This is a genomic window from Streptococcus mitis (assembly GCF_000722765.2).
Taxonomy (GTDB): Bacteria; Bacillota; Bacilli; order Lactobacillales; family Streptococcaceae; genus Streptococcus; species Streptococcus mitis_AQ.
On record NZ_CP028415.1, the window covers coordinates 1,194,787 to 1,212,441 of the forward strand.

17 protein-coding genes, 2 tRNA genes, 1 other RNA gene and 1 pseudogene are annotated in these 17,655 nt (G+C 38.8%); 9 read left to right on the forward strand and 12 right to left on the reverse strand.

What is annotated here, in order from left to right; translation table 11 throughout:
• Positions 1-73: 73 nt before the first annotated feature.
• The 3 genes from SK637_RS06170 to SK637_RS06180 are packed head-to-tail and all read right to left on the reverse strand — an operon-like array spanning position 74 to position 3,671.
• Positions 74-2,026, reverse strand: coding sequence for a PTS fructose transporter subunit IIABC (locus SK637_RS06170; RefSeq protein WP_033688983.1), 1,953 nt, complete (start codon positions 2,024-2,026; stop codon positions 74-76).
• Positions 2,023-2,934 (reverse strand): 1-phosphofructokinase, encoded by a 912-nt coding sequence (pfkB, locus tag SK637_RS06175; protein WP_033688985.1) that lies wholly within the window; start codon positions 2,932-2,934, stop codon positions 2,023-2,025. The genes SK637_RS06170 and pfkB overlap by 4 nt, the downstream gene beginning before the upstream one ends.
• On the reverse strand, positions 2,931-3,671 hold the full coding sequence (locus tag SK637_RS06180) for a DeoR/GlpR family DNA-binding transcription regulator (protein ID WP_033688986.1): 741 nt from the start codon (positions 3,669-3,671) through the stop codon (positions 2,931-2,933). Before SK637_RS06180 ends, pfkB begins: the two co-directional genes overlap by 4 nt.
• A 161-nt stretch (positions 3,672-3,832) precedes the next feature.
• On the opposite strand from SK637_RS06180, the gene SK637_RS06185 reads away from it, so the two are divergent.
• Positions 3,833-3,920 (forward strand) — tRNA-Ser (locus tag SK637_RS06185).
• Positions 3,921-4,034: 114 nt separating this feature from the next.
• Here SK637_RS06185 and SK637_RS06190 read toward each other — a convergent pair.
• From SK637_RS06190 to SK637_RS09900, 3 genes are all read right to left on the reverse strand, one after another.
• Positions 4,035-4,958, reverse strand: coding sequence for a hypothetical protein (locus SK637_RS06190; RefSeq protein ID WP_033688987.1), 924 nt, complete (start codon positions 4,956-4,958; stop codon positions 4,035-4,037).
• Positions 4,959-5,036: 78 nt separating this feature from the next.
• Positions 5,037-5,124 (reverse strand) — tRNA-Ser (locus SK637_RS06195).
• Positions 5,125-5,810: 686 nt separating this feature from the next.
• Positions 5,811-5,954 (reverse strand): hypothetical protein, encoded by a 144-nt coding sequence (locus tag SK637_RS09900; RefSeq protein ID WP_000969965.1) that lies wholly within the window; start codon positions 5,952-5,954, stop codon positions 5,811-5,813.
• 159 nt (positions 5,955-6,113) lie between these two features.
• Between SK637_RS09900 and SK637_RS06205 the strand changes: the two genes are divergently transcribed.
• The 5 genes and pseudogenes from SK637_RS06205 (at position 6,114) to SK637_RS06225 (ending at position 11,081) form a co-directional block, all read left to right on the forward strand.
• Positions 6,114-6,902, forward strand: a complete 789-nt coding sequence (locus SK637_RS06205) for a S24 family peptidase (RefSeq protein WP_000090697.1) — start codon at positions 6,114-6,116, stop codon at positions 6,900-6,902.
• A 13-nt stretch (positions 6,903-6,915) separates the two neighbouring features.
• Entirely contained in the window at positions 6,916-7,998 is a 1,083-nt protein-coding gene (locus tag SK637_RS06210) for a hypothetical protein (protein WP_000432060.1), read from the forward strand.
• Between the two features lie 448 nt (positions 7,999-8,446).
• Complete coding sequence (locus tag SK637_RS06215; protein ID WP_033688988.1) at positions 8,447-8,881, forward strand: type II toxin-antitoxin system PemK/MazF family toxin; 435 nt, start codon at positions 8,447-8,449, stop codon at positions 8,879-8,881.
• Positions 8,882-9,109: 228 nt separating this feature from the next.
• Positions 9,110-9,706: a CD20-like domain-containing protein gene (locus tag SK637_RS06220; RefSeq protein ID WP_001001539.1), complete on the forward strand. Its 597-nt coding sequence runs from the start codon at positions 9,110-9,112 to the stop codon at positions 9,704-9,706.
• Positions 9,707-9,998: 292 nt separating this feature from the next.
• Positions 9,999-11,081 (forward strand): annotated as a pseudogene (locus tag SK637_RS06225) (tyrosine-type recombinase/integrase).
• Positions 11,082-11,217: 136 nt separating this feature from the next.
• Here SK637_RS06225 and ssrA read toward each other — a convergent pair.
• The 4 genes from ssrA to SK637_RS06245 form a co-directional block, all read right to left on the reverse strand.
• Positions 11,218-11,565: a transfer-messenger RNA gene (gene ssrA / locus SK637_RS06230) on the reverse strand.
• Between the two features lie 61 nt (positions 11,566-11,626).
• A complete protein-coding gene (locus tag SK637_RS06235) occupies positions 11,627-12,262 on the reverse strand; it encodes an SGNH/GDSL hydrolase family protein (protein WP_033688990.1) in 636 nt (211 codons plus the stop codon).
• 1 nt (position 12,263) lies between these two features.
• Complete coding sequence (locus tag SK637_RS06240) at positions 12,264-13,091, reverse strand: HAD family hydrolase (protein WP_033688991.1); 828 nt, start codon at positions 13,089-13,091, stop codon at positions 12,264-12,266.
• 21 nt (positions 13,092-13,112) lie between these two features.
• Complete coding sequence (locus SK637_RS06245; RefSeq protein WP_080710507.1) at positions 13,113-14,438, reverse strand: CapA family protein; 1,326 nt, start codon at positions 14,436-14,438, stop codon at positions 13,113-13,115.
• Between the two features lie 171 nt (positions 14,439-14,609).
• Between SK637_RS06245 and def the strand changes: the two genes are divergently transcribed.
• Genes def through SK637_RS10160 form a run of 3 tightly spaced genes read left to right on the forward strand, consistent with a single transcriptional unit; the run spans position 14,610 to position 16,381 of the window.
• Positions 14,610-15,221, forward strand: coding sequence for a peptide deformylase (gene def / locus SK637_RS06250; protein ID WP_001272956.1), 612 nt, complete (start codon positions 14,610-14,612; stop codon positions 15,219-15,221).
• 44 nt (positions 15,222-15,265) lie between these two features.
• Entirely contained in the window at positions 15,266-15,994 is a 729-nt protein-coding gene (gene rlmB, locus SK637_RS06255; protein WP_033688992.1) for a 23S rRNA (guanosine(2251)-2'-O)-methyltransferase RlmB, read from the forward strand.
• Between the two features lie 48 nt (positions 15,995-16,042).
• Positions 16,043-16,381, forward strand: a complete 339-nt coding sequence (locus SK637_RS10160; RefSeq protein ID WP_033689008.1) for a hypothetical protein — start codon at positions 16,043-16,045, stop codon at positions 16,379-16,381.
• Between the two features lie 28 nt (positions 16,382-16,409).
• On the opposite strand, the gene trxB is transcribed toward SK637_RS10160, so the two are convergent.
• Positions 16,410-17,321: a thioredoxin-disulfide reductase gene (gene trxB / locus SK637_RS06265; RefSeq protein WP_033689009.1), complete on the reverse strand. Its 912-nt coding sequence runs from the start codon at positions 17,319-17,321 to the stop codon at positions 16,410-16,412.
• A gap of 65 nt (positions 17,322-17,386) precedes the next feature.
• Complete coding sequence (locus SK637_RS06270; protein WP_000926599.1) at positions 17,387-17,611, reverse strand: DUF4059 family protein; 225 nt, start codon at positions 17,609-17,611, stop codon at positions 17,387-17,389.
• Between the last annotated feature and the right edge of the window lie 44 nt (positions 17,612-17,655).

Genomic DNA, 17,655 nt, shown 5'->3' on the forward strand with positions numbered 1-17,655 from the left:
TATTTCACAGGCATTTCGGAAAGAGAAAAAGACTGCACCAAACGGTCCAATCTTTTCATTTTCTATCTAGGTTTTATGCTTGAGGTTTGCGTAGGTAACCATAGACTACACCACTTACGATTGCTCCTACCAAGACAGCAACGAGGTAAAGAAGAGCATTTGAAGTAAGCGCGATAACGAAGATTCCTCCGTGTGGCGCCATGAGTTTGATACCAGTAAGACCAACGAGGCCACCTGCTACTGCCGAACCAAGGATGAAGCTTGGGATTGCACGAGCTGGGTCAGCGGCACCAAATGGAATCGCTCCCTCAGTGATAAATGACAAGCCCATGATGATGTTTGTCAAACCAGAGTTGCGTTCTTCTTTGGTAAATTTATCTTTGAAAAGAAGAGTTGCGACAAAGATTGCAAGCGGTGGCACCATTCCTCCAGCCATAACTGCTGCCATAGCTACAGAACCACCTGAAGAAACAGTTGCTGCAAGGGTACCTGTACCAAAGACATAGGCAGCTTTGTTAACTGGTCCACCCATGTCAACAGCCATCATTCCACCAAGGACGATACCAAGAAGGACAGCTGAACCTCCTCCAAGACCGCCTAGAAAGTCATTCATAGCAGTGTTGATTGCTGCCATTGGGATGTTAACAGCTAGCATGACAAATCCAGTCAAGATTGTTCCAAGAAGTGGCAAGAGAAGGATTGATTTAGCACCTTCAAGTGAACGAGGCACTTTAATGTATTTCTTGATAGCAAGAACCAAAGCACCTGCGATAAATCCACCCACAAGGGCACCTAGGAAACCAGATGAGACACCTGCAAGAGTTGAAGTTGCTTCACCACCTGCGGCATAAGGAATTTTACCAAAGGCAAAACCTTCTTTGGCAATAGCACCAGCCACGAAACCTGCTACCAAACCTGGTTTTTCAGCGATAGAGTAGGCAACATAACCTGCAAAGACTGGGAGCATCAAGCCAAAGGCTGCACCACCAATTTTCATGAACATAGAAGCTAACTCATGGTAAGAACCAAGATTGCCAAGGTTTTCATTTGGAACACCCAAAGCACCATCAATCAAGAAGGCAAGGGCAATCATGATACCACCACCGATAACAAATGGCAACATTTGCGATACACCACTCATCAAGTGTTTGTAGAAGGCCCCACCAAGGCTTTGTTTTTCGTTAGAGGTTGTTGCAGATTTTGCACCATTAGCGGCACGATAAACTTCAGCATCTCCTGAAAGAGCCAAGTTAATCAATTCTTCTGTCTTACGGATACCGTCAGCAACTGGACGATTGATCAATGGTTTGCCATCGAAACGATCCATTTCAACGGCCTTGTCTGCTGCGATGATAACAGCTTTAGCCTTGCGGATATCCTCTGCAGTTAGTTGGTTTCCAACACCACTAGCACCGTTGGTTTCGACCTTAATTCCAACACCCATTTCAGCAGCCACTTTTTGAAGGGCTTCTTGGGCCATGTAAGTGTGGGCAATACCTGTTGTACAAGCTGTAACAGCTACGATAAAGTCACCAGTTTCATTTGCAGGCGCTTGAATAGGTTTCTCAGTTTTTTCTGAAGCTTGGTCAAAAAGTTCAATAACTTGGTCAGCTGATGTTGCTTGGCGAAGTTTGTCAGCAAAGCCGTCTTTCATCAAGTATTGAGACAATTCTGCCAAGGCTGCCAAGTGAGTGTCATTGGCACCTTCTGGAGCAGCAATCATGAAGAAGAGGTCTGTTGGTTGCCCATCCAAGCTCTCATAGTCAACACCCTTGTTTGACTTAGCAAAGAGAACAGTCGCTTCTTTGACAGTAGCGTTTTTGCTGTGAGGCATTGCGATACCGTCACCCAAACCTGTAGAAGTCAAAGCTTCACGCGCCAAAATTCCTTCTTTAAATGTTTCAAAATCTGTCACATAACCGTGGTCTGTCAAGCTTTTAATCATCTCTTCAATGACAGCTGTTTTTTCAGTTGCCTGCAAATCCAGCAACATGACATCTTTTCTCAATAGGTCTTGAATTTTCATCTTTTTTCTACCTCAACTTTTTCATATGTTTCTTTAATAAATTCTGCCGTTGCCAAGTCATCTGAGAAGGTGGTTGCCGTTCCGCAAGCCACTCCCCATTTGAAGCCTTCTACTGCGTCTTTTGATTTGACAAATTCACCGGTAAATCCAGCAACCATAGAATCACCAGCCCCCACTGAATTTTTCACTGTTCCCTTAATAGGTTTAGCGAAGTAAGCCCCCTCAGATGTGACAAGAAGGGCACCGTCACCAGCCATAGAGATAATGACGTTTTGAGCACCTTTAGCCAGTAACTGACGAGCATAGTTCTCGATTTCATCTAAACTTTCGAGTTTAACCCCAAAAATAGCTCCAAGTTCGTGATTATTTGGTTTAACCAAAAGTGGCTGATAGTCCAAACTATCAATCAAGGTCTGTCCTTCAAAGTCACAAACCACTTGCGCACCAGTCTGACGTGTCAAGGCAATTAGATCCTTGTAGATAACATTGCCTAGATTTTTAGCACTTGAACCTGCAAAGACAACTGTATCTTCTGCTGTTAAACTTGAAAGAATAGCTTTCAATTCTTCTAGCTGAGCCGGTTCAACAGTTGGACCCCTTCCGTTGATTTCTGTTTCTTGGTCTGCTTTGATTTTAACATTGATACGAGTATCTTCTGCCACTTGGACAAAACGTGTCTCGATTTCTTCATCAGCCAAAGTATCTGTGATAAATTTACCAGTAAAACCTCCGATAAATCCAGTCGCTGTATTTTGAATATCTAAGCGCTTCAAGACACGACTGACATTAATTCCTTTCCCACCAGCAAACTTATCATCACTGTCCATACGATTGACACTACCGACTTGGACTTGGTCCAAACGAACGATATAGTCAATGGATGGATTGAGTGTGACTGTATAAATCATACTTCTATTACCTCCGTTTTCTCCCTAATAGCCTGCAAGAGCTCATGCCCTTGACTTGTGATAACGATGGCGCGTTTGAGTGGTGCTACCTTGGCAAAGCAAGTTTGTCCAATTTTTGATGAATCCACCAAGACATAGGTCTGTTTGGCGTTCTCCAAAATAGCTCGCTTCACAGCTCCCTCCTCCATATCAGGAGTCGTATAATATCCATCGTCCACACCATTCATCCCAATAAAGGCACGGTCAAAGTGCAATTGGTTAATCTGGTTAAGAGCAACTCCCCCGATGCTCGCATCTGTCGCCATCTTGACACTTCCTCCAACCATGACAGTTGGAATTTGCTTTTCAACCAACTGTGCGGCATGGTGAATCGAATTTGTCACAACAGTAATATTCTTATTGACCAATTCATGGATCAAAAAAGCAGTTGTTGTTCCAGCATCGATAAAGATGACATCTTGTTCCTTAATGAGAGAGGCTGCTTTCTGAGCCAGCAACTTCTTTTCTTGAAGGTTTTTGACAGATTTTTCTTGAATGGTTTCTTCTTCCTGCAAGGAATGGGGCAATTCTGCTCCACCATGCACGCGACGAAGCTTGTTTTCCGCTTCCAACTCATCCAAGTCTCTTCGAACCGTTGATTCTGAGGTCTCTAGCAAACTAACTAATTTTTCTAGAGAAACTACATGATGTTGATTTAACTCCTCTAAAATCAGTTGTTTCCGCTCTGTTTTTAACACTGAATCACCTCCTGTTATCGTTTACACTATTCATTCTATCACACTTTCTTTCAAAGTCAAGCATTTTTTATCATTTTCTTTCAAAATCTATCATTTTTCTTATTTCTAGAATTTTTATTGCAAGATAGGGGCCTTTATGGTAGACTATTTGAGTAAGTATTGGAAGATTACTCAAGAGGCTTAAGAGGCCGTGTTGGAAACGCGGTAGGCGTGTAACAGCGTGCGTGGGTTCGAATCCCATGTCTTCCGTAGAAAAGAAAAATTATTTCTAGGATGCGACAAATGTTGTATCTTTTTTGCTAATAAAACGAAATAAAGCAAGTAGCTATTATGAACTACTTGCTTTACTTTTTAAACTAATTATCAGATACTACTTTTATCTTTTTTATCTGAAGATTTATCTGTTGAGTTGCCTGTCGATTTATCACTAGACTTATCTTTGTCGTTAGTTTTTGAAACATTGCTTCTGACAACAGTCTCATAACCTTCTGTATTATCAATTAACTCAGTCGCTAGAGTACGATAATCCTCTTGAGAGATAAGCCAGTTGCCATCCTTATCTTTGGTTAATTTGATTTCAGTATCAAAATCTCCAGTAGTAAATGGTGTATACGCTAAGTTAGGGTCAACATCGTTATAGATAGTAAAATCATGCCTAAACAGATGCTCAAAAATCCAGTATGAAATTAATGTTTGGTAACGTTTAATATCAACATTTGATCCCGCAGTATTGTACTTACCTAAGTTGTCAATCCCTCCAATTAGAGTAGTTAAAACGTCTCTTGTTGAAGAAGCCAAGCCCTTAGAATGCAACTTTTTAGATGTAAAAGTTACAGTAGCTGAACTCTCTGATTCATCTAACTTAACATCCTTAATAGAGTAAGAACCAATCTCTTGGAACATTTTTCGTCGTACTTTTAAGAAACCAGTAATTGTTTCTTCTGGTGTTTCAATAGGGAAATCAGCATGCCATTGAACAGAATAGGTAGAGGCTGGTGTAAGACCATCATCTTTTACCTTTTCACTAGTTTGAACCGCAAATACTGCCTCAGTCCATTTTTCATAGGTTTCACCGTAAATCTTTTTAAACTTAGCAATATCAGTAGTTAAAACTGCATCCAATAAAGTTTCAGCATCTTTTGTAACTTTTTCTTTGACTGATTCTTCTTTCTTATCAGTTTGTTCGGTTTTGTCAGAATTCGACCCTGACTGACTCGGAACTGAAGAACAAGCACCTAAGACAACTGCTGAGAGCGCTAAAATACCAAGCAACTTAACTTTTTTCATAATACACCTCTTTATAAAATTTACTCTTGGAGAAAGTCCCTAAGAGTGTTTCTTTAGAAAATCTCAAGATTATTCTAACGGAGAATGAGGGATTCGAACCCTCGCGCCAGTTACCCGACCTAACGATTTAGCAAACCGTCCTCTTCAGCCTCTTGAGTAATTCTCCAAAAATAAAAATATTAGAACGATTGGATTTAGCAAACCTAACATCACGAATAAACATCATTTTTTGTTTATTTAATTTTTTACCGGTTACCCTTGTATTTTAAAGTAAATACTCTATCAACCAAGATAAAGTATCTAAGTCTATATTCAAAAATTTTTAAAATCGTACTCAATTATACCCAATGTTCGAATTCAAGAATCATTTCAAAACTATGTTACATATTCTCTTCTTCTGGATAATTGTTCTTTTTGAAAATCAAACACAACCTTACAATATACAATCATTATATCATTCAGGGAGATAAAAGTCGGTATATTTTTTAATTTGTTATGTCTAATTTTTGAACGTTAAGTTCATTTTTTTAGTTTTTATAAAGAAATTCAAAATAAAAAACGTTGATTTATGAACTTGTGAATCGTTCAAAGAAATCTTAGAATCTAACTAATCCACTTTCTCAGCAATATATGTCACGGTCCTCAATATCTCGTTGAGGGCTGTTCTTTCTAGTTCGTTCATTTCCCTACTCCTTATCTTTTTTATCACTTTGGTACTTCACTATTTGACGAATAGTAAAAGATACAATCACAAATCCTGCTAGGATTATCAATCCAGTTTCTTCACTCATTGCTTTTCACGGCAAATGATGGTACACTATCAAGTAGAGGTTGGGGCTTCTGCCCCTTTCTCTACTTTTTCTTAAGCTCTTTGTCTTTGAGCTTGTATGCTAAGTACTGCTTATGCCAAAGACGAGCTTCTCTGACTAAGCCTAGTGCCAAGATGACGGTTGCAGTGTCCTTTGTTCCTAGGCTTTTTATGATGTGTTCCATCATTTGCCTTACCTCCTTTTCCTTAAGCTTGATTTAATTGTACTACGAATTAAATCGTATATTAATACTTTTTTAGAATTTTTTCGTATTTTTTTCGTATTTTTTATTTACAAATACGAAAATAAGCGTTATTATATAGTAAAAGACAAAAGGAGAAAAAGAATGGCCAGAGGACGAGGAAAATTAACTCCTCAAGATAAAGAGGATATGAAGGTCTTTTCCGCAAATCTAAATGCTATTTTGTCGGATAGGAATTGTAAGCAAGTTGAATTGTCCAGAGCGACAGGTATACCTGCTAGCACTTTAACGGGCTATGTAAAAGGAACTTCTTTGCCTATACCTGGTAATGTACAAAAAATAGCTGATCATTTTGGAGTATTAAAATCGACTTTAGATCCGAGGTTTGCAAGTGAAGATTCATCTATTGAAATTACTCCTACCGCTTCCCAAATCCAATCAATCTACGACCAACTAGCACCGCCTAGACAAGGCAAAGTCCTAACCTATGCCGAGAGGCAACTAGACGAGCAAAAAAATGAAGATAAAACGAAGATAAACGAAGTATCAGAGAAAATTGTTCAACTCTATGGTTACGACTACTACGACCACGCTGCTTCTGCTGGTACTGGGCAGTATTTGAATGATATACGAGTGGAACGGATTGAGTTGCCAGTGGATGTTGATGCCGACTTTGTTATTCCGATTAAAGGTGACTCCATGGAACCTGATTATCATGATGGCGACCTAGTATTTATCCAGACAAGTGTTGATTTGAATGATGGTGTTATCGGAGTGTTTAACTACAACGGAGAGGCATATATCAAGCAACTAGTCATTGATACAGAACAATCCTACCTACATAGCTTGAATCCTGCATACAAGGATATGCCAATCACACCAGAAACAGACTTCCGAATCATTGGAGAAGTCGTGGATTTATATAGGAATTAAACGAGGTAGACCGATGGAAAATACAATAGAATTAAAAGAAATTATAGAAAATATAAAAAAAGAAATCCCTGTTTTAGATTCTTCTAGTGATTATTGGCTAGTGCGTGCTAACTCTGGAGAATATTATACGGATTTTAATCTAAATGGCTATATAGGTATTGGATGGAATGAGATTACCCTTGAAGATATTAGACGAGCAGATAATAACTCCAATATATTAAAAGAAATTTTAAAAGAAAAACTAACATTTCAAGATGACTTAGAACCATCTGAAAACAAATATGGTATCACTGCAGGCCAACTGCTTCGCTTTGTAAATAACATTAAGAAAAACGATATAGTTGTTGTCCCATCTGAAGGATCTGAACGATTTTTAGTTGGTAAAGTTACTGGACCACTTTACGAACTCGATCAATATGAGCTTGAACAATACAAAAGTGAAGAGTTGACGCATAGTCGATCTGACTTTGCAAAAAGGTGGAAAGTACATTGGTTAGGATGGTTTAATCGTTCCGATGCAGACAGCGCATTGTATAAAATGATTTATTCTCATGCAACACTATCAAATATAAATGATTATAAACCGTTCATTAACCGCGCACTTTTCCCTTGCTATATTGAAGACGAAAAACTATATATTAGCTACCATGTAACAGAAGAAAAAGATATTCAAGGGGTTTATTTGGGTCAATTTGTTTATCAATATTCTCTATTAACAAGGTTGCTTTTCCCTGAAACACGAGTAGATTCAAAAATAAATGTACAGTCCGAGGGTATTATAGAACTTATTACGCATACTGTAAACTATGGACTTATAATTTCAATGATACTTGGTGGAGCAATTGTTCTGACAAGTGGGGGGAAACTAAAGGTTATGGGATTAGAACTTGAAGTCCCAGGATTAATAAATACGTATCAAGACTATCAAAAAAACAAACTCGACCGGATTAAGCAAGCAAAAGAACTAGCTGATGAACTCGGTGTACCAATATCTGAATTAGGAATTCGTATTCCGAGAAAACTAACAGCTGCTATAGAAAACAAAACAGTTGTACAACAGGCTACTAGTAATCCACCAGGTAAGTTTGAGGAATAAAAAAAGTCTAACATCAGTTAGACTCGAAAGAAATAATTTTTTTTAATAAAAATGTGACAAGTGTAGTTATCGCTATTGAAAGATAGCTATTTGTGATGTAAATCGTAGTTATTGAGAAAAAAATCTTGAAAATTAAGAGAAATATAAATGTCGATACAATAAAATTTTTTAACTCTTTTTTTAACATATTTTTTTCTCCTCTCTCTTTTTAAATAATTATAACATAAACAAGTAAAAACAACTGTTTCCAAAATGGAAATAGTTGACAATAATAAAAATAAATTTAACAAAAAACTTGACAAAAAGTTAAAAAAGCAGTACACTGATAATGTCAAAAGCCTTGTTCGTCAAGGATACGATATTTACTTATAAAGCCTTGTTCGTCAAGGACAAAACGGTCTGGTGTACTTCTAATAGGTACACCTTATTTTATTATCTGGAGCATTATATGAAATTTCAACAAGGCGAAGTTTATCTAATCAACTTCCCACAAAAAGGTGGGAATGAATTTTACGGAAAACACTACGCTATCATCTTAACACCTCCTGACAAAGCTGATGGGACACTCCTAGTAGCACCTTTAACTGGTAAAAAATCAGGAAAGAAATATCGTGGTGGTATCACGATTGAAAATAGTAAATATCAAAACACTCCTTCCAAGCCAAAAGCTTATGCTTATATCCGAAAAATCCAAGAAATAGACAAACGGAAAATCGTCTATAAAACAAAGAAAAAGACTGATAGCGATGGACAAGTAATGATAGATTCAGAGGGAAAAGAGTTATATGATAAAGTTTATAGACCAGCTTACAAGCTAGATACAAACGACCATAAAAAACTACTAGACAAGATAAAAGAAGTTCTTGGACTAGATTTATATTAAATAAAAAATTGACTTTTTTTAAAATTAGGGTTAGAATTAAATCATAAAGTCGCTTGACGACAAAATAGATGATACTGTCCCAAGAGGACATCTCTAGCCCTACTCTTATGAGGTGGGCTTTTAATTTTTTATTTAACAACTATTCCCATTTTGGAAATAGTTGCGTAAAACGGAAATAAAAAAATGTGCAATAACTGAACCACATTAAAAGCTGGGAGAGGTTTCATTATGAATGAAGAACGCAAAGTTTTAGGTATTTTGGCTATTATTTTTGGAGCAATTGCTCTATTTGGGTCTTGGATGCCTATTATTAACAATCTATCTTTTGTTATTGCTATCTTAGCGCTTATATTAGGCTTGATAGGTCTAGCTATCAACAGAAAAAGACCAAAAATGTTGGCTATCATTGGTACAGTTTTAGCAGTTGTGTCAATGGTTATTGTTATCGCTACGCAATTGATGTATGCCCGTGCTTTGAATAACGCTGCTAAAAACGTTGAAGAAACTGTCAGCTCAGTAAGTTCTTCTATCGAATCATCACAAAAAGAAGAGGATGCTAAATTTAACTGGACAAAAGAACAGTTTGACGCTCTTCAGATGGGTGACATCACGAATTATGGAGCTGGTGGAACTAACTACGATGATATTGTTAGTGTTCATGGAGAACCAAATAGTATAAACACTACTACTGTCAATGATCACGAAAGCAGAACAGTTTCATATTCTTCAGCAGGGACAAAAATCCGAAGCGTTACTTTGACATTTAGCAAACAAGAAAATGGTGCTTATTTATTGACTGCTAAAGTCGGCATCGGATTGGAATAAATTTATTTTCATGATAGAATTAAGTTACTTAGAGGCAATCCCTCATAATTTTAGACTTTGCACCTTAGCGTGCCAGGGAAAGTAACTTAACGGTTGCTTCCCTTTTTAAAACCAAAAAAAGTCACTTGCTGAAAGTTTGGCGACAGTAGCAAGTGACTAGACGGAGATTTTCAAAGACAATTTCTACTAGCAGGCAAGCAATTAGAAAAGGTTTTGAATATCTATATAAAAAACGACCATTAAAAAGGTAGTTTTCTTGTACCCATTTTATCAAGAAATGAGGTGAAAATCAATGGAAATTAGATCTTATAAAAAGAAAAACGGAGAAACAGCTTATATGTTTCGTGCGTATATCGGTAAAGTGAACGGATATAGTCAATATGCTACCCGCCATGGTTTTGCTACAAAAGCTAAAGCAAGAGCAGCACTGCTTCAACTTCAGGATGATATTGAGAGTGGCGAGCAAACTAAGAAAGAAATAACGGTTGAGGAAATTTCTAAAAAATGGCTTAATGATTATTCTGAGACAGTACAAGAGAGCACTTATATCAAGACCTCTAGGAATTTTAAGAATCACATCTATCCAGCTTTCGGCAATAGGAAAATAGCTAGTATCACTCCTCTTCAAATGCAAGAGCAGGCCAATGAATGGTCTAGAAAATTAGTCTATGGTCGTAAGTTAAAGGGTTTGATGAATAATGTTTTCAAATATGCAATCCGACATGGATACATAGAAATCAATCCAGTTGATAGCGTGATTACCTCAACAAGAAAGAAATCTGATATCAAAAGCGACTTTTACAACAAAAACGAACTTCAAAAGTTTTTGAAACTTGTTGCTAAAACAAAGGATCTAGATAAGATAACTCTATTTCGCCTTCTAGCCTTCACAGGGGCTCGGAAAGGTGAGATTTTAGCTCTCGAATGGAGTGACTGAAATGATAATACTCTGGACATAAACAAGGCAATTACAAGAGGTTTTGCAGGCGAAGAGATAGGCAACACCAAAACGGTCAGCAGCAATCGACTAATCAGTCTAGACAAAAAGACAAAAAGTATTTTGAAAAAATGGAGAAAGCAAAATACAGATACCAAATACATTTTTGAGAATGAGTTTAAAAAGCCAATTCCAAGTACATTGCCCAGAAAGTGGCTTATCAAAATTGTGGAAGGTAGCGACCTGCGTCCGATTAAAATCCACGGCTTCAGACATACACATGCCAGCCTTTGTTTTGATGCTGGTATGACTTTGAAGCAAGTCCAACATCGCTTAGGACATTCTGACTTGAAGACGACCATGAACGTTTATACACACATAACTAAGCAAGCAAAAGACGACATCGGAGAACGATTTGCGAAGTATATTGATTTTTAAGGAGGTTCGCCTCCTTTTTGTGACTCCTTTGTTGTATCCTTTTTTCGCAAAAGAATACCAAGGAATACCAAACTCAAAAATAAAAAACGTTGATTTAACAACGTTTTACCAAGGAATGCAAAAGAATGCAAAGGAATAATGGAGCCGGTGGGAGTCGAACCCACGTCCAAACACCTGCCAACATATTTGTCTACAACCATAGGTTATGTATTAGTTTAACAGTCACTCGACACATAACTCAAGCCTAGAAACTGCGAGTCTATCAATCTCTTATCAAGCCGCTAGACAAGACTTGATCGTATCTCGTTAATAATAAGACCTGTCATTGAACACGAGCAATCCAAATCGGGTCACGCCTGCTGGTTTTTAGGCAGCTAGAGCGTAAGAAGTGTTATTTTTTGCAGTTATATTTAACTGAGCGTTTACGTCGCCACACGAGTCGCAAAATATGCCTCATAATGCCTGTCGAATCCGTAACGACCCCAAAAGACAGTAAAACCATTATACCTTATCTAACACAAAAATGCAAAAAGGAAATCAACTAACTACAAAAGATAGTCTTTCAAAACTTTGGTCAAAACCTGATAACCAGTAACACTAAGGTGCAGTCCATCAGTTGTATATTCTTTTTTGAGTTGACCTGCTTGGTCTGTCAAACTATCAAAAACTGGCACAAATTCTACCTGCATATAGGCAGAAGCAAGCTCTTGATAGGCTTGATTCCATTTCTGAATTTTTTCATTCGTGCGGATATAGACTGTCTGCTTGTACTCATCTCCCTCATTGACTGGCAAAATAGAAAGCAATTTTATCTCTGTCAGTGGATAATCGCGAGCAATGGATTGAATGATAGCTTCAAGATTATTGAGAGCCTCATTCACAGGCACATCTTTTCCGATATCATTTGTCCCAATCAAAAGGACAATTTTATCTACTACTCCACCGTAAAGATGCGCATCTAGATTCTCTAGTAACAGCCCTGTCTGATAACCTCGAATGCCTCGATTGACAATCGTCTTTGAAATCCCAAATAGTTCCTGCAGAGGATAATATTCGACAATGGAATCCCCAATAAAAATAATGTCTGGCTCTACAACAGAAACTTGATTTAAGTGACGATACTTGGTTTGGATTTTGCCTTGTTCCTTTAAGAGCCAATTTTCTAATAACTGTACTGCCACTTCATTCTCCTTTTTCTAACCAGTTTTCCAAGACTTGATAAACTCCTCCTTGGCTGTTGGCTGGCGCTAGAGCAGTCGCCACAGCTTTGGCTTTATCATCAGCATTTTCCATCGCATAGGCAATTCCAGCCATTTCAAGCATTTCAACATCATTTTCACTGTCACCAAAAGCCATAATTTGTTGAGGATTCAAGTCCCAGCGCTTGAGTAATTCTTCCAAGCCCCATGCTTTATGAATTTCAGCTTGGAGGATATCAATGCAACCATAGCCACTGGATACAGCTCGAACACGGCCATCAAAGAGGTCATTGATTTCTTCCAAGACCGAATTCAAACGTTCCTCACCAACAACCATACTCATCTTGAGCACACCACCAAAGAGGTCAGAGGTTAATTCGTCCACAAATTGCATCCGTTGGTAGAATTTTTCAATCATTTCTGGAGTCATAAAACTTTCAAGGTCTGTAAAAATCGTACCTTCTTTGACGAAACCACCCTTCATAGCCGTCACAACAAACTGATCCTGACACGCTCGACCCTTGAAATGAGCCAAAGCCTTATCGACAATGGCATCATCCCAAGTCTGTGCTTGAATCAATTCATTGTTTTCAAAAATACGAGCACCGTTTGCAACAACCAGAACCACTCGATCAACCAAGTGCTCCAGTAGTTGCCTCATGCGGTGAATTTCATTCCCAGTCGCGATGACAAAACGAATACCCCTTTGATCCAACTGATCTAAAATCTTTTCCAAGCGTGGAAGATCAAGCTGGCCTCTAGCATCCAGCAAGGTCCCATCCATATCTGTCGCAATTATTTTAATCGTCATTTACTTCCCTCTGGATTCAAGCTAATCCCACTTCAATCCTACATGTTCGTTCATTTCTTTATAGGCTGTATCAATTCGTTCCTTAGTCGCTTCATCTAACTGGTCACGATGACTACCACCCTCGATAAAATCTTCTAAGATGTAGGTTTGGTAAAGGAAGAGTGGATAACCTTCTGGAGAATAGGTTCCTTTCGGTGTACGATTTACCCAAGAAGGATGTGCTTTAGCAGTTTCGATTGTCGTCTTGCCATCCTTTTTCTTAATGGTCACATCCATAAGAACACCACGCTCTGTCCACTTAGCATTCTCTTCATCTTGCATGGTTTCAATTCGTTGATTGGAAATGAAGTTCCCCATTGAATAGATAATGAGTTTCTTGTCTCCATCTTTTTCAACCGTTTCAGATGGTTCAACTACGTGAGGGTGCCCTCCAAAGATAATATCAGCTCCCCAATCGATCATTTTGTGATAAAGAACCTTTTGTTCTTCAGTTGGTTCCAAGCGATACTCCACACCCATCTGAGGCATGATAATGGTAATATCCGCTTCCTTCTCAGCCCGTTCAATTTCAGCCTTCATCTTGTCTTCATTTAGGTCTGAAAGATAGCGATTATAATCTTCCTGAGAAATACTTTGCTCAATTCCATTAAAACCATAAGAATAAGCCAAAAGTGCAACCTTGATACCATTCACTTCCTTGATAACCAGTGGAGCTTGATCACGGGACTCATGCGTATACACTCCAATAGGCGTCATACCTGCCTTTTCAATTGCATCTGCTGTTGAAACGACACCTTCTATTTGTGAATCTAGGATATGGTTATGCGCCAAGTCTAGCACTTGATAACCGGCATCCTTGATGGCATCCATGACTTCGCCAGGTGCATTAAAGAGAGGATAACCTGCCAAATAGTGGTCCTTGTTCACAGTACCTTCAAAATCACCTAAAATCAAGTCTGCTTGTTTGAGCCATGGTTTCACATAATCAAAATTTTCATGAAAATCATAGGTTCCATCTTCTTTTAAGGCAGAACGATAGATGGGAATATGATAGAGGAGGTCCCCGTTGGCCATAATTCTAGCAGTTCTTTCCTCTTCCTGATCTTTAGCATTTTGATTGGTCTTATTTGCTTCTTGAGAAACGGCATCCTTTTTTTGACTGGTCAAGGGGATTCCTTGGAAACTTTCAAACAACAAGACCAAGCCCATTGATAAAGCAACTGCTAGTAAAAGTATCGCCACAAATCCCTTATTACTCCACTTGCGATAACTCCTAAAAAAGTTTACAAAACCCCTCATAAAACGAAAAACTGGTCCACGTTTATGTCTATCTTGTCTTCTTTGCATCTTCATTCTCCCTTTCTAATGCAAGCCTTTTCTTTTTATTATATCACAGATAAGTATTTCTTTCACAATTGAATTGAACTTCGTATCTATTTTCTATAAATCCTAAAGTCTGTAATACTTTCAATCCTTGTCATTTTGTGATATCATGTAGAGGTAATGAAAGGAGAGAAAATGTCTGCTATAGAACGTATTACAAAAGCTGCTCACTTAATTGATATGAACGATATTATCCGCGAAGGGAATCCTACTCTACGCGCGGTTGCTGAGGAAGTCACTTTCCCCCTATCTGATCAGGAAATCATCCTTGGCGAAAAGATGATGCAATTTCTTAAACATTCCCAAGATCCCGTCATGGCTGAAAAAATGGGACTCCGAGGTGGTGTTGGACTTGCTGCTCCTCAATTAGATATCTCAAAACGCATTATCGCTGTTTTGGTGCCAAACATTGTCGAAGAAGGCGAAACTCCACAGGAAGCTTACGACTTGCAAGCTATTATGTACAATCCAAAAATCGTCTCTCACTCTGTTCAAGATGCTGCTCTTGGCGAAGGAGAAGGTTGCCTATCTGTTGACCGTAACGTGCCTGGCTATGTTGTTCGCCATGCCCGCGTTACCGTTGACTACTTTGACAAGGATGGAGAAAAACACCGTATCAAGCTCAAAGGCTACAACTCCATCGTTGTTCAGCATGAAATTGACCACATTAACGGTATCATGTTTTACGATCGTATCAATGAAAAAGACCCATTTGCAGTTAAAGATGGTTTACTGATTCTAGAATAAAGAAAATCCCGTTGCAAGACGGGGTTTTGTGTTATAATAGAGGCATGAAAACAAATGATATTGTCTATGGCGTCCACGCCGTTACCGAAGCCCTCCTTGCAAACACAGGAAACAAACTTTACCTCCAAGAAGATCTCCGAGGTAAGAATCTTGAGAAAGTCAAGGAACTGGCTACAGAAAAGAAGGTGTCCATTTCTTGGACATCAAAAAAATCCCTCTCTGAGATGACTGAAGGTGCTGTTCACCAAGGTTTTGTTCTACGAGTATCTGAATTTGCCTACAGCGAGCTGGATCACATTCTTTCAAAAACACGTCAAGAAGAAAATCCACTTCTATTGATTCTGGACGGACTAACTGACCCTCACAACTTAGGCTCCATCTTAAGAACCGCTGATGCTACCAATGTTTCAGGAGTCATCATTCCCAAGCACCGTGCTGTCGGAGTTACTCCTGTTGTTGCCAAAACGGCCACAGGTGCTATTGAGCACGTTCCAATTGCGCGAGTGACCAATCTAAGCCAAACTCTGGACAAACTCAAGGATGAAGGCTTCTGGACCTTTGGAACGGATATGAACGGTACTCCTTGCCACAAGTGGAATACAAAAGGGAAAATCGCCCTCATTATCGGAAATGAAGGAAAAGGCATTTCTAGCAACATCAAAAAACAGGTCGATGAAATGATTACCATTCCTATGAATGGACATGTTCAAAGCCTCAATGCCAGTGTTGCTGCAGCCATTCTCATGTACGAAGTTTTCCGAAATAGACTATAAAAAAAGTTTCCAGTCATCTGATTGGAAACTTTTTTATGATTATACTCAATGAAAATCAAAGAGCAAACTAGGAAGCTAGCTATAGACAGCTCAAAGCACTGCTTTAAGGTTGTAGATAAGACTGACGAAGTCAGCTCAAAACACTGTTTTGAGGTTGTGGATAGAACTGACGAAGTCAGATCAAAACACTGTTTTGAGGTTGCAGATAGAACTGACGAAGTCAGCTCAAAACACTGTTTTGAGGTTGCAGATAGAACTGACGAAGTCAGCTCAAAACACTGTTTTGAGGTTGCAGATAGAACTGACGAAGTCAGCTCAAAACACTGTTTTGAGGTTGCAGATAGAACTGACGAAGTCAGTAACATATATACGGCAAAGCGAAGTTGACGTGGTTTGAAGAGATTTTCGAAGTGTATTAACTATGTTCTGTGATAAATTTATAGGCTTCTTGACCAGCGATAGCTCCATCTCCAACTGCTGTTGTTACTTGGCGAAGGTCTTTCAAGCGAACATCTCCAACGGCAAAGATACCATCAACTACAGTTTTCATGTGGTTATCTGTCACAATCCATCCAGCCTGATCTTGGATATTCAATTCTTTAACAAAATCGCTAAGAGGGTCCAAGCCAACATAGATAAAGACACCACCGAAGGCTTGTTCTGTCACTTGACCTGTTTTCACATTTTCAAATACGACAGATTCTACTCGGTTTTCACCCTTGATTTCCTTCACTACAGAATCCCAGATAAAGCTGATTTTCTCATTCGCAAAGGCACGGTCTTGTAAAACTTTTTGGGCGCGAAGTTGATCACGACGGTGAACAATGGTAACAGTCTTGGCAAAACGAGTTAAGAAGAGGGCTTCTTCAACAGCTGAATCTCCACCACCGACTACCAACAAATCTTGGTCACGGAAAAAAGCACCATCACACACGGCACAGTAAGAAACACCACGACTGTTCAGTTCTTCTTCTCCAGGCACTCCCAAAGGACGGTGTTTAGAACCAGTTGCTATGATAACTGTACGTGTTTCATATGTTTGGTCATCAGTAATCACTTTCTTAAAATCACCATGGTCTTCTACATTTTCAACATAACCATAAATGTGCTCAACACCAAGATTTTCAAGCGGTTCAAACATCTTTTCAGCCAATTCTGGCCCACTAATATTAGCGTATCCAGGGTAATTTTCAATATCAGATGTATTATTCATCTGACCACCTGGCAGACCACCTTCAATCAAGGCTACTTTTAAATTGCTTCGAGCAGCATACAAGGCCGCAGTCATCCCTGCAGGTCCAGCACCGATAATAATAGTATCGTACATATAGATTCCTTCTTTCTTGTTGTAACTATCTTTATTCTAACTCTTTCTTGTCAATCACGCAAGAATTATGCCTTGAAAACAAGAATTAAACTCATAACCGCAAACGATAATACTGGAACAACCAAGACCCCAATCATAATCATATCATAGAGATGGGCTTGGCGAGCCTTGGCTGTCTTATCAACTCCCGACATGGCTCTCAGTCCAATCCAAATCCCTAAAAAAATCAGGACGAGGATGGTGGTCAAGATCAAACTCTCGAAATATAAAGAAAATAGTTGCAGTAGCATGATTTCTCTCATTTCTATCTTTTTTAAAGAGTAAACTCAGCTAG

Bases quoted from the DNA above. Each gene is read 5' to 3' on its own strand.
- SK637_RS06170 (WP_033688983.1), bottom strand. From the start codon at position 2,026: ATGAAAATTCAAGACCTATTGAGAAAAGATGTCATGTTGCTGGATTTG.
- pfkB (WP_033688985.1), bottom strand. From the start codon at position 2,934: ATGATTTATACAGTCACACTCAATCCATCCATTGACTATATCGTTCGT.
- SK637_RS06190 (WP_033688987.1), bottom strand. From the start codon at position 4,958: ATGAAAAAAGTTAAGTTGCTTGGTATTTTAGCGCTCTCAGCAGTTGTC.
- SK637_RS09900 (WP_000969965.1), bottom strand. From the start codon at position 5,954: ATGATGGAACACATCATAAAAAGCCTAGGAACAAAGGACACTGCAACC.
- SK637_RS06205 (WP_000090697.1), top strand. From the start codon at position 6,114: ATGGCCAGAGGACGAGGAAAATTAACTCCTCAAGATAAAGAGGATATG.
- SK637_RS06210 (WP_000432060.1), top strand. From the start codon at position 6,916: ATGGAAAATACAATAGAATTAAAAGAAATTATAGAAAATATAAAAAAA.
- SK637_RS06215 (WP_033688988.1), top strand. From the start codon at position 8,447: ATGAAATTTCAACAAGGCGAAGTTTATCTAATCAACTTCCCACAAAAA.
- SK637_RS06220 (WP_001001539.1), top strand. From the start codon at position 9,110: ATGAATGAAGAACGCAAAGTTTTAGGTATTTTGGCTATTATTTTTGGA.
- SK637_RS06240 (WP_033688991.1), bottom strand. From the start codon at position 13,091: ATGACGATTAAAATAATTGCGACAGATATGGATGGGACCTTGCTGGAT.
- SK637_RS06245 (WP_080710507.1), bottom strand. From the start codon at position 14,438: ATGCAAAGAAGACAAGATAGACATAAACGTGGACCAGTTTTTCGTTTT.
- def (WP_001272956.1), top strand. From the start codon at position 14,610: ATGTCTGCTATAGAACGTATTACAAAAGCTGCTCACTTAATTGATATG.
- rlmB (WP_033688992.1), top strand. From the start codon at position 15,266: ATGAAAACAAATGATATTGTCTATGGCGTCCACGCCGTTACCGAAGCC.
- SK637_RS10160 (WP_033689008.1), top strand. From the start codon at position 16,043: ATGAAAATCAAAGAGCAAACTAGGAAGCTAGCTATAGACAGCTCAAAG.
- trxB (WP_033689009.1), bottom strand. From the start codon at position 17,321: ATGTACGATACTATTATTATCGGTGCTGGACCTGCAGGGATGACTGCG.
- SK637_RS06270 (WP_000926599.1), bottom strand. From the start codon at position 17,611: ATGCTACTGCAACTATTTTCTTTATATTTCGAGAGTTTGATCTTGACC.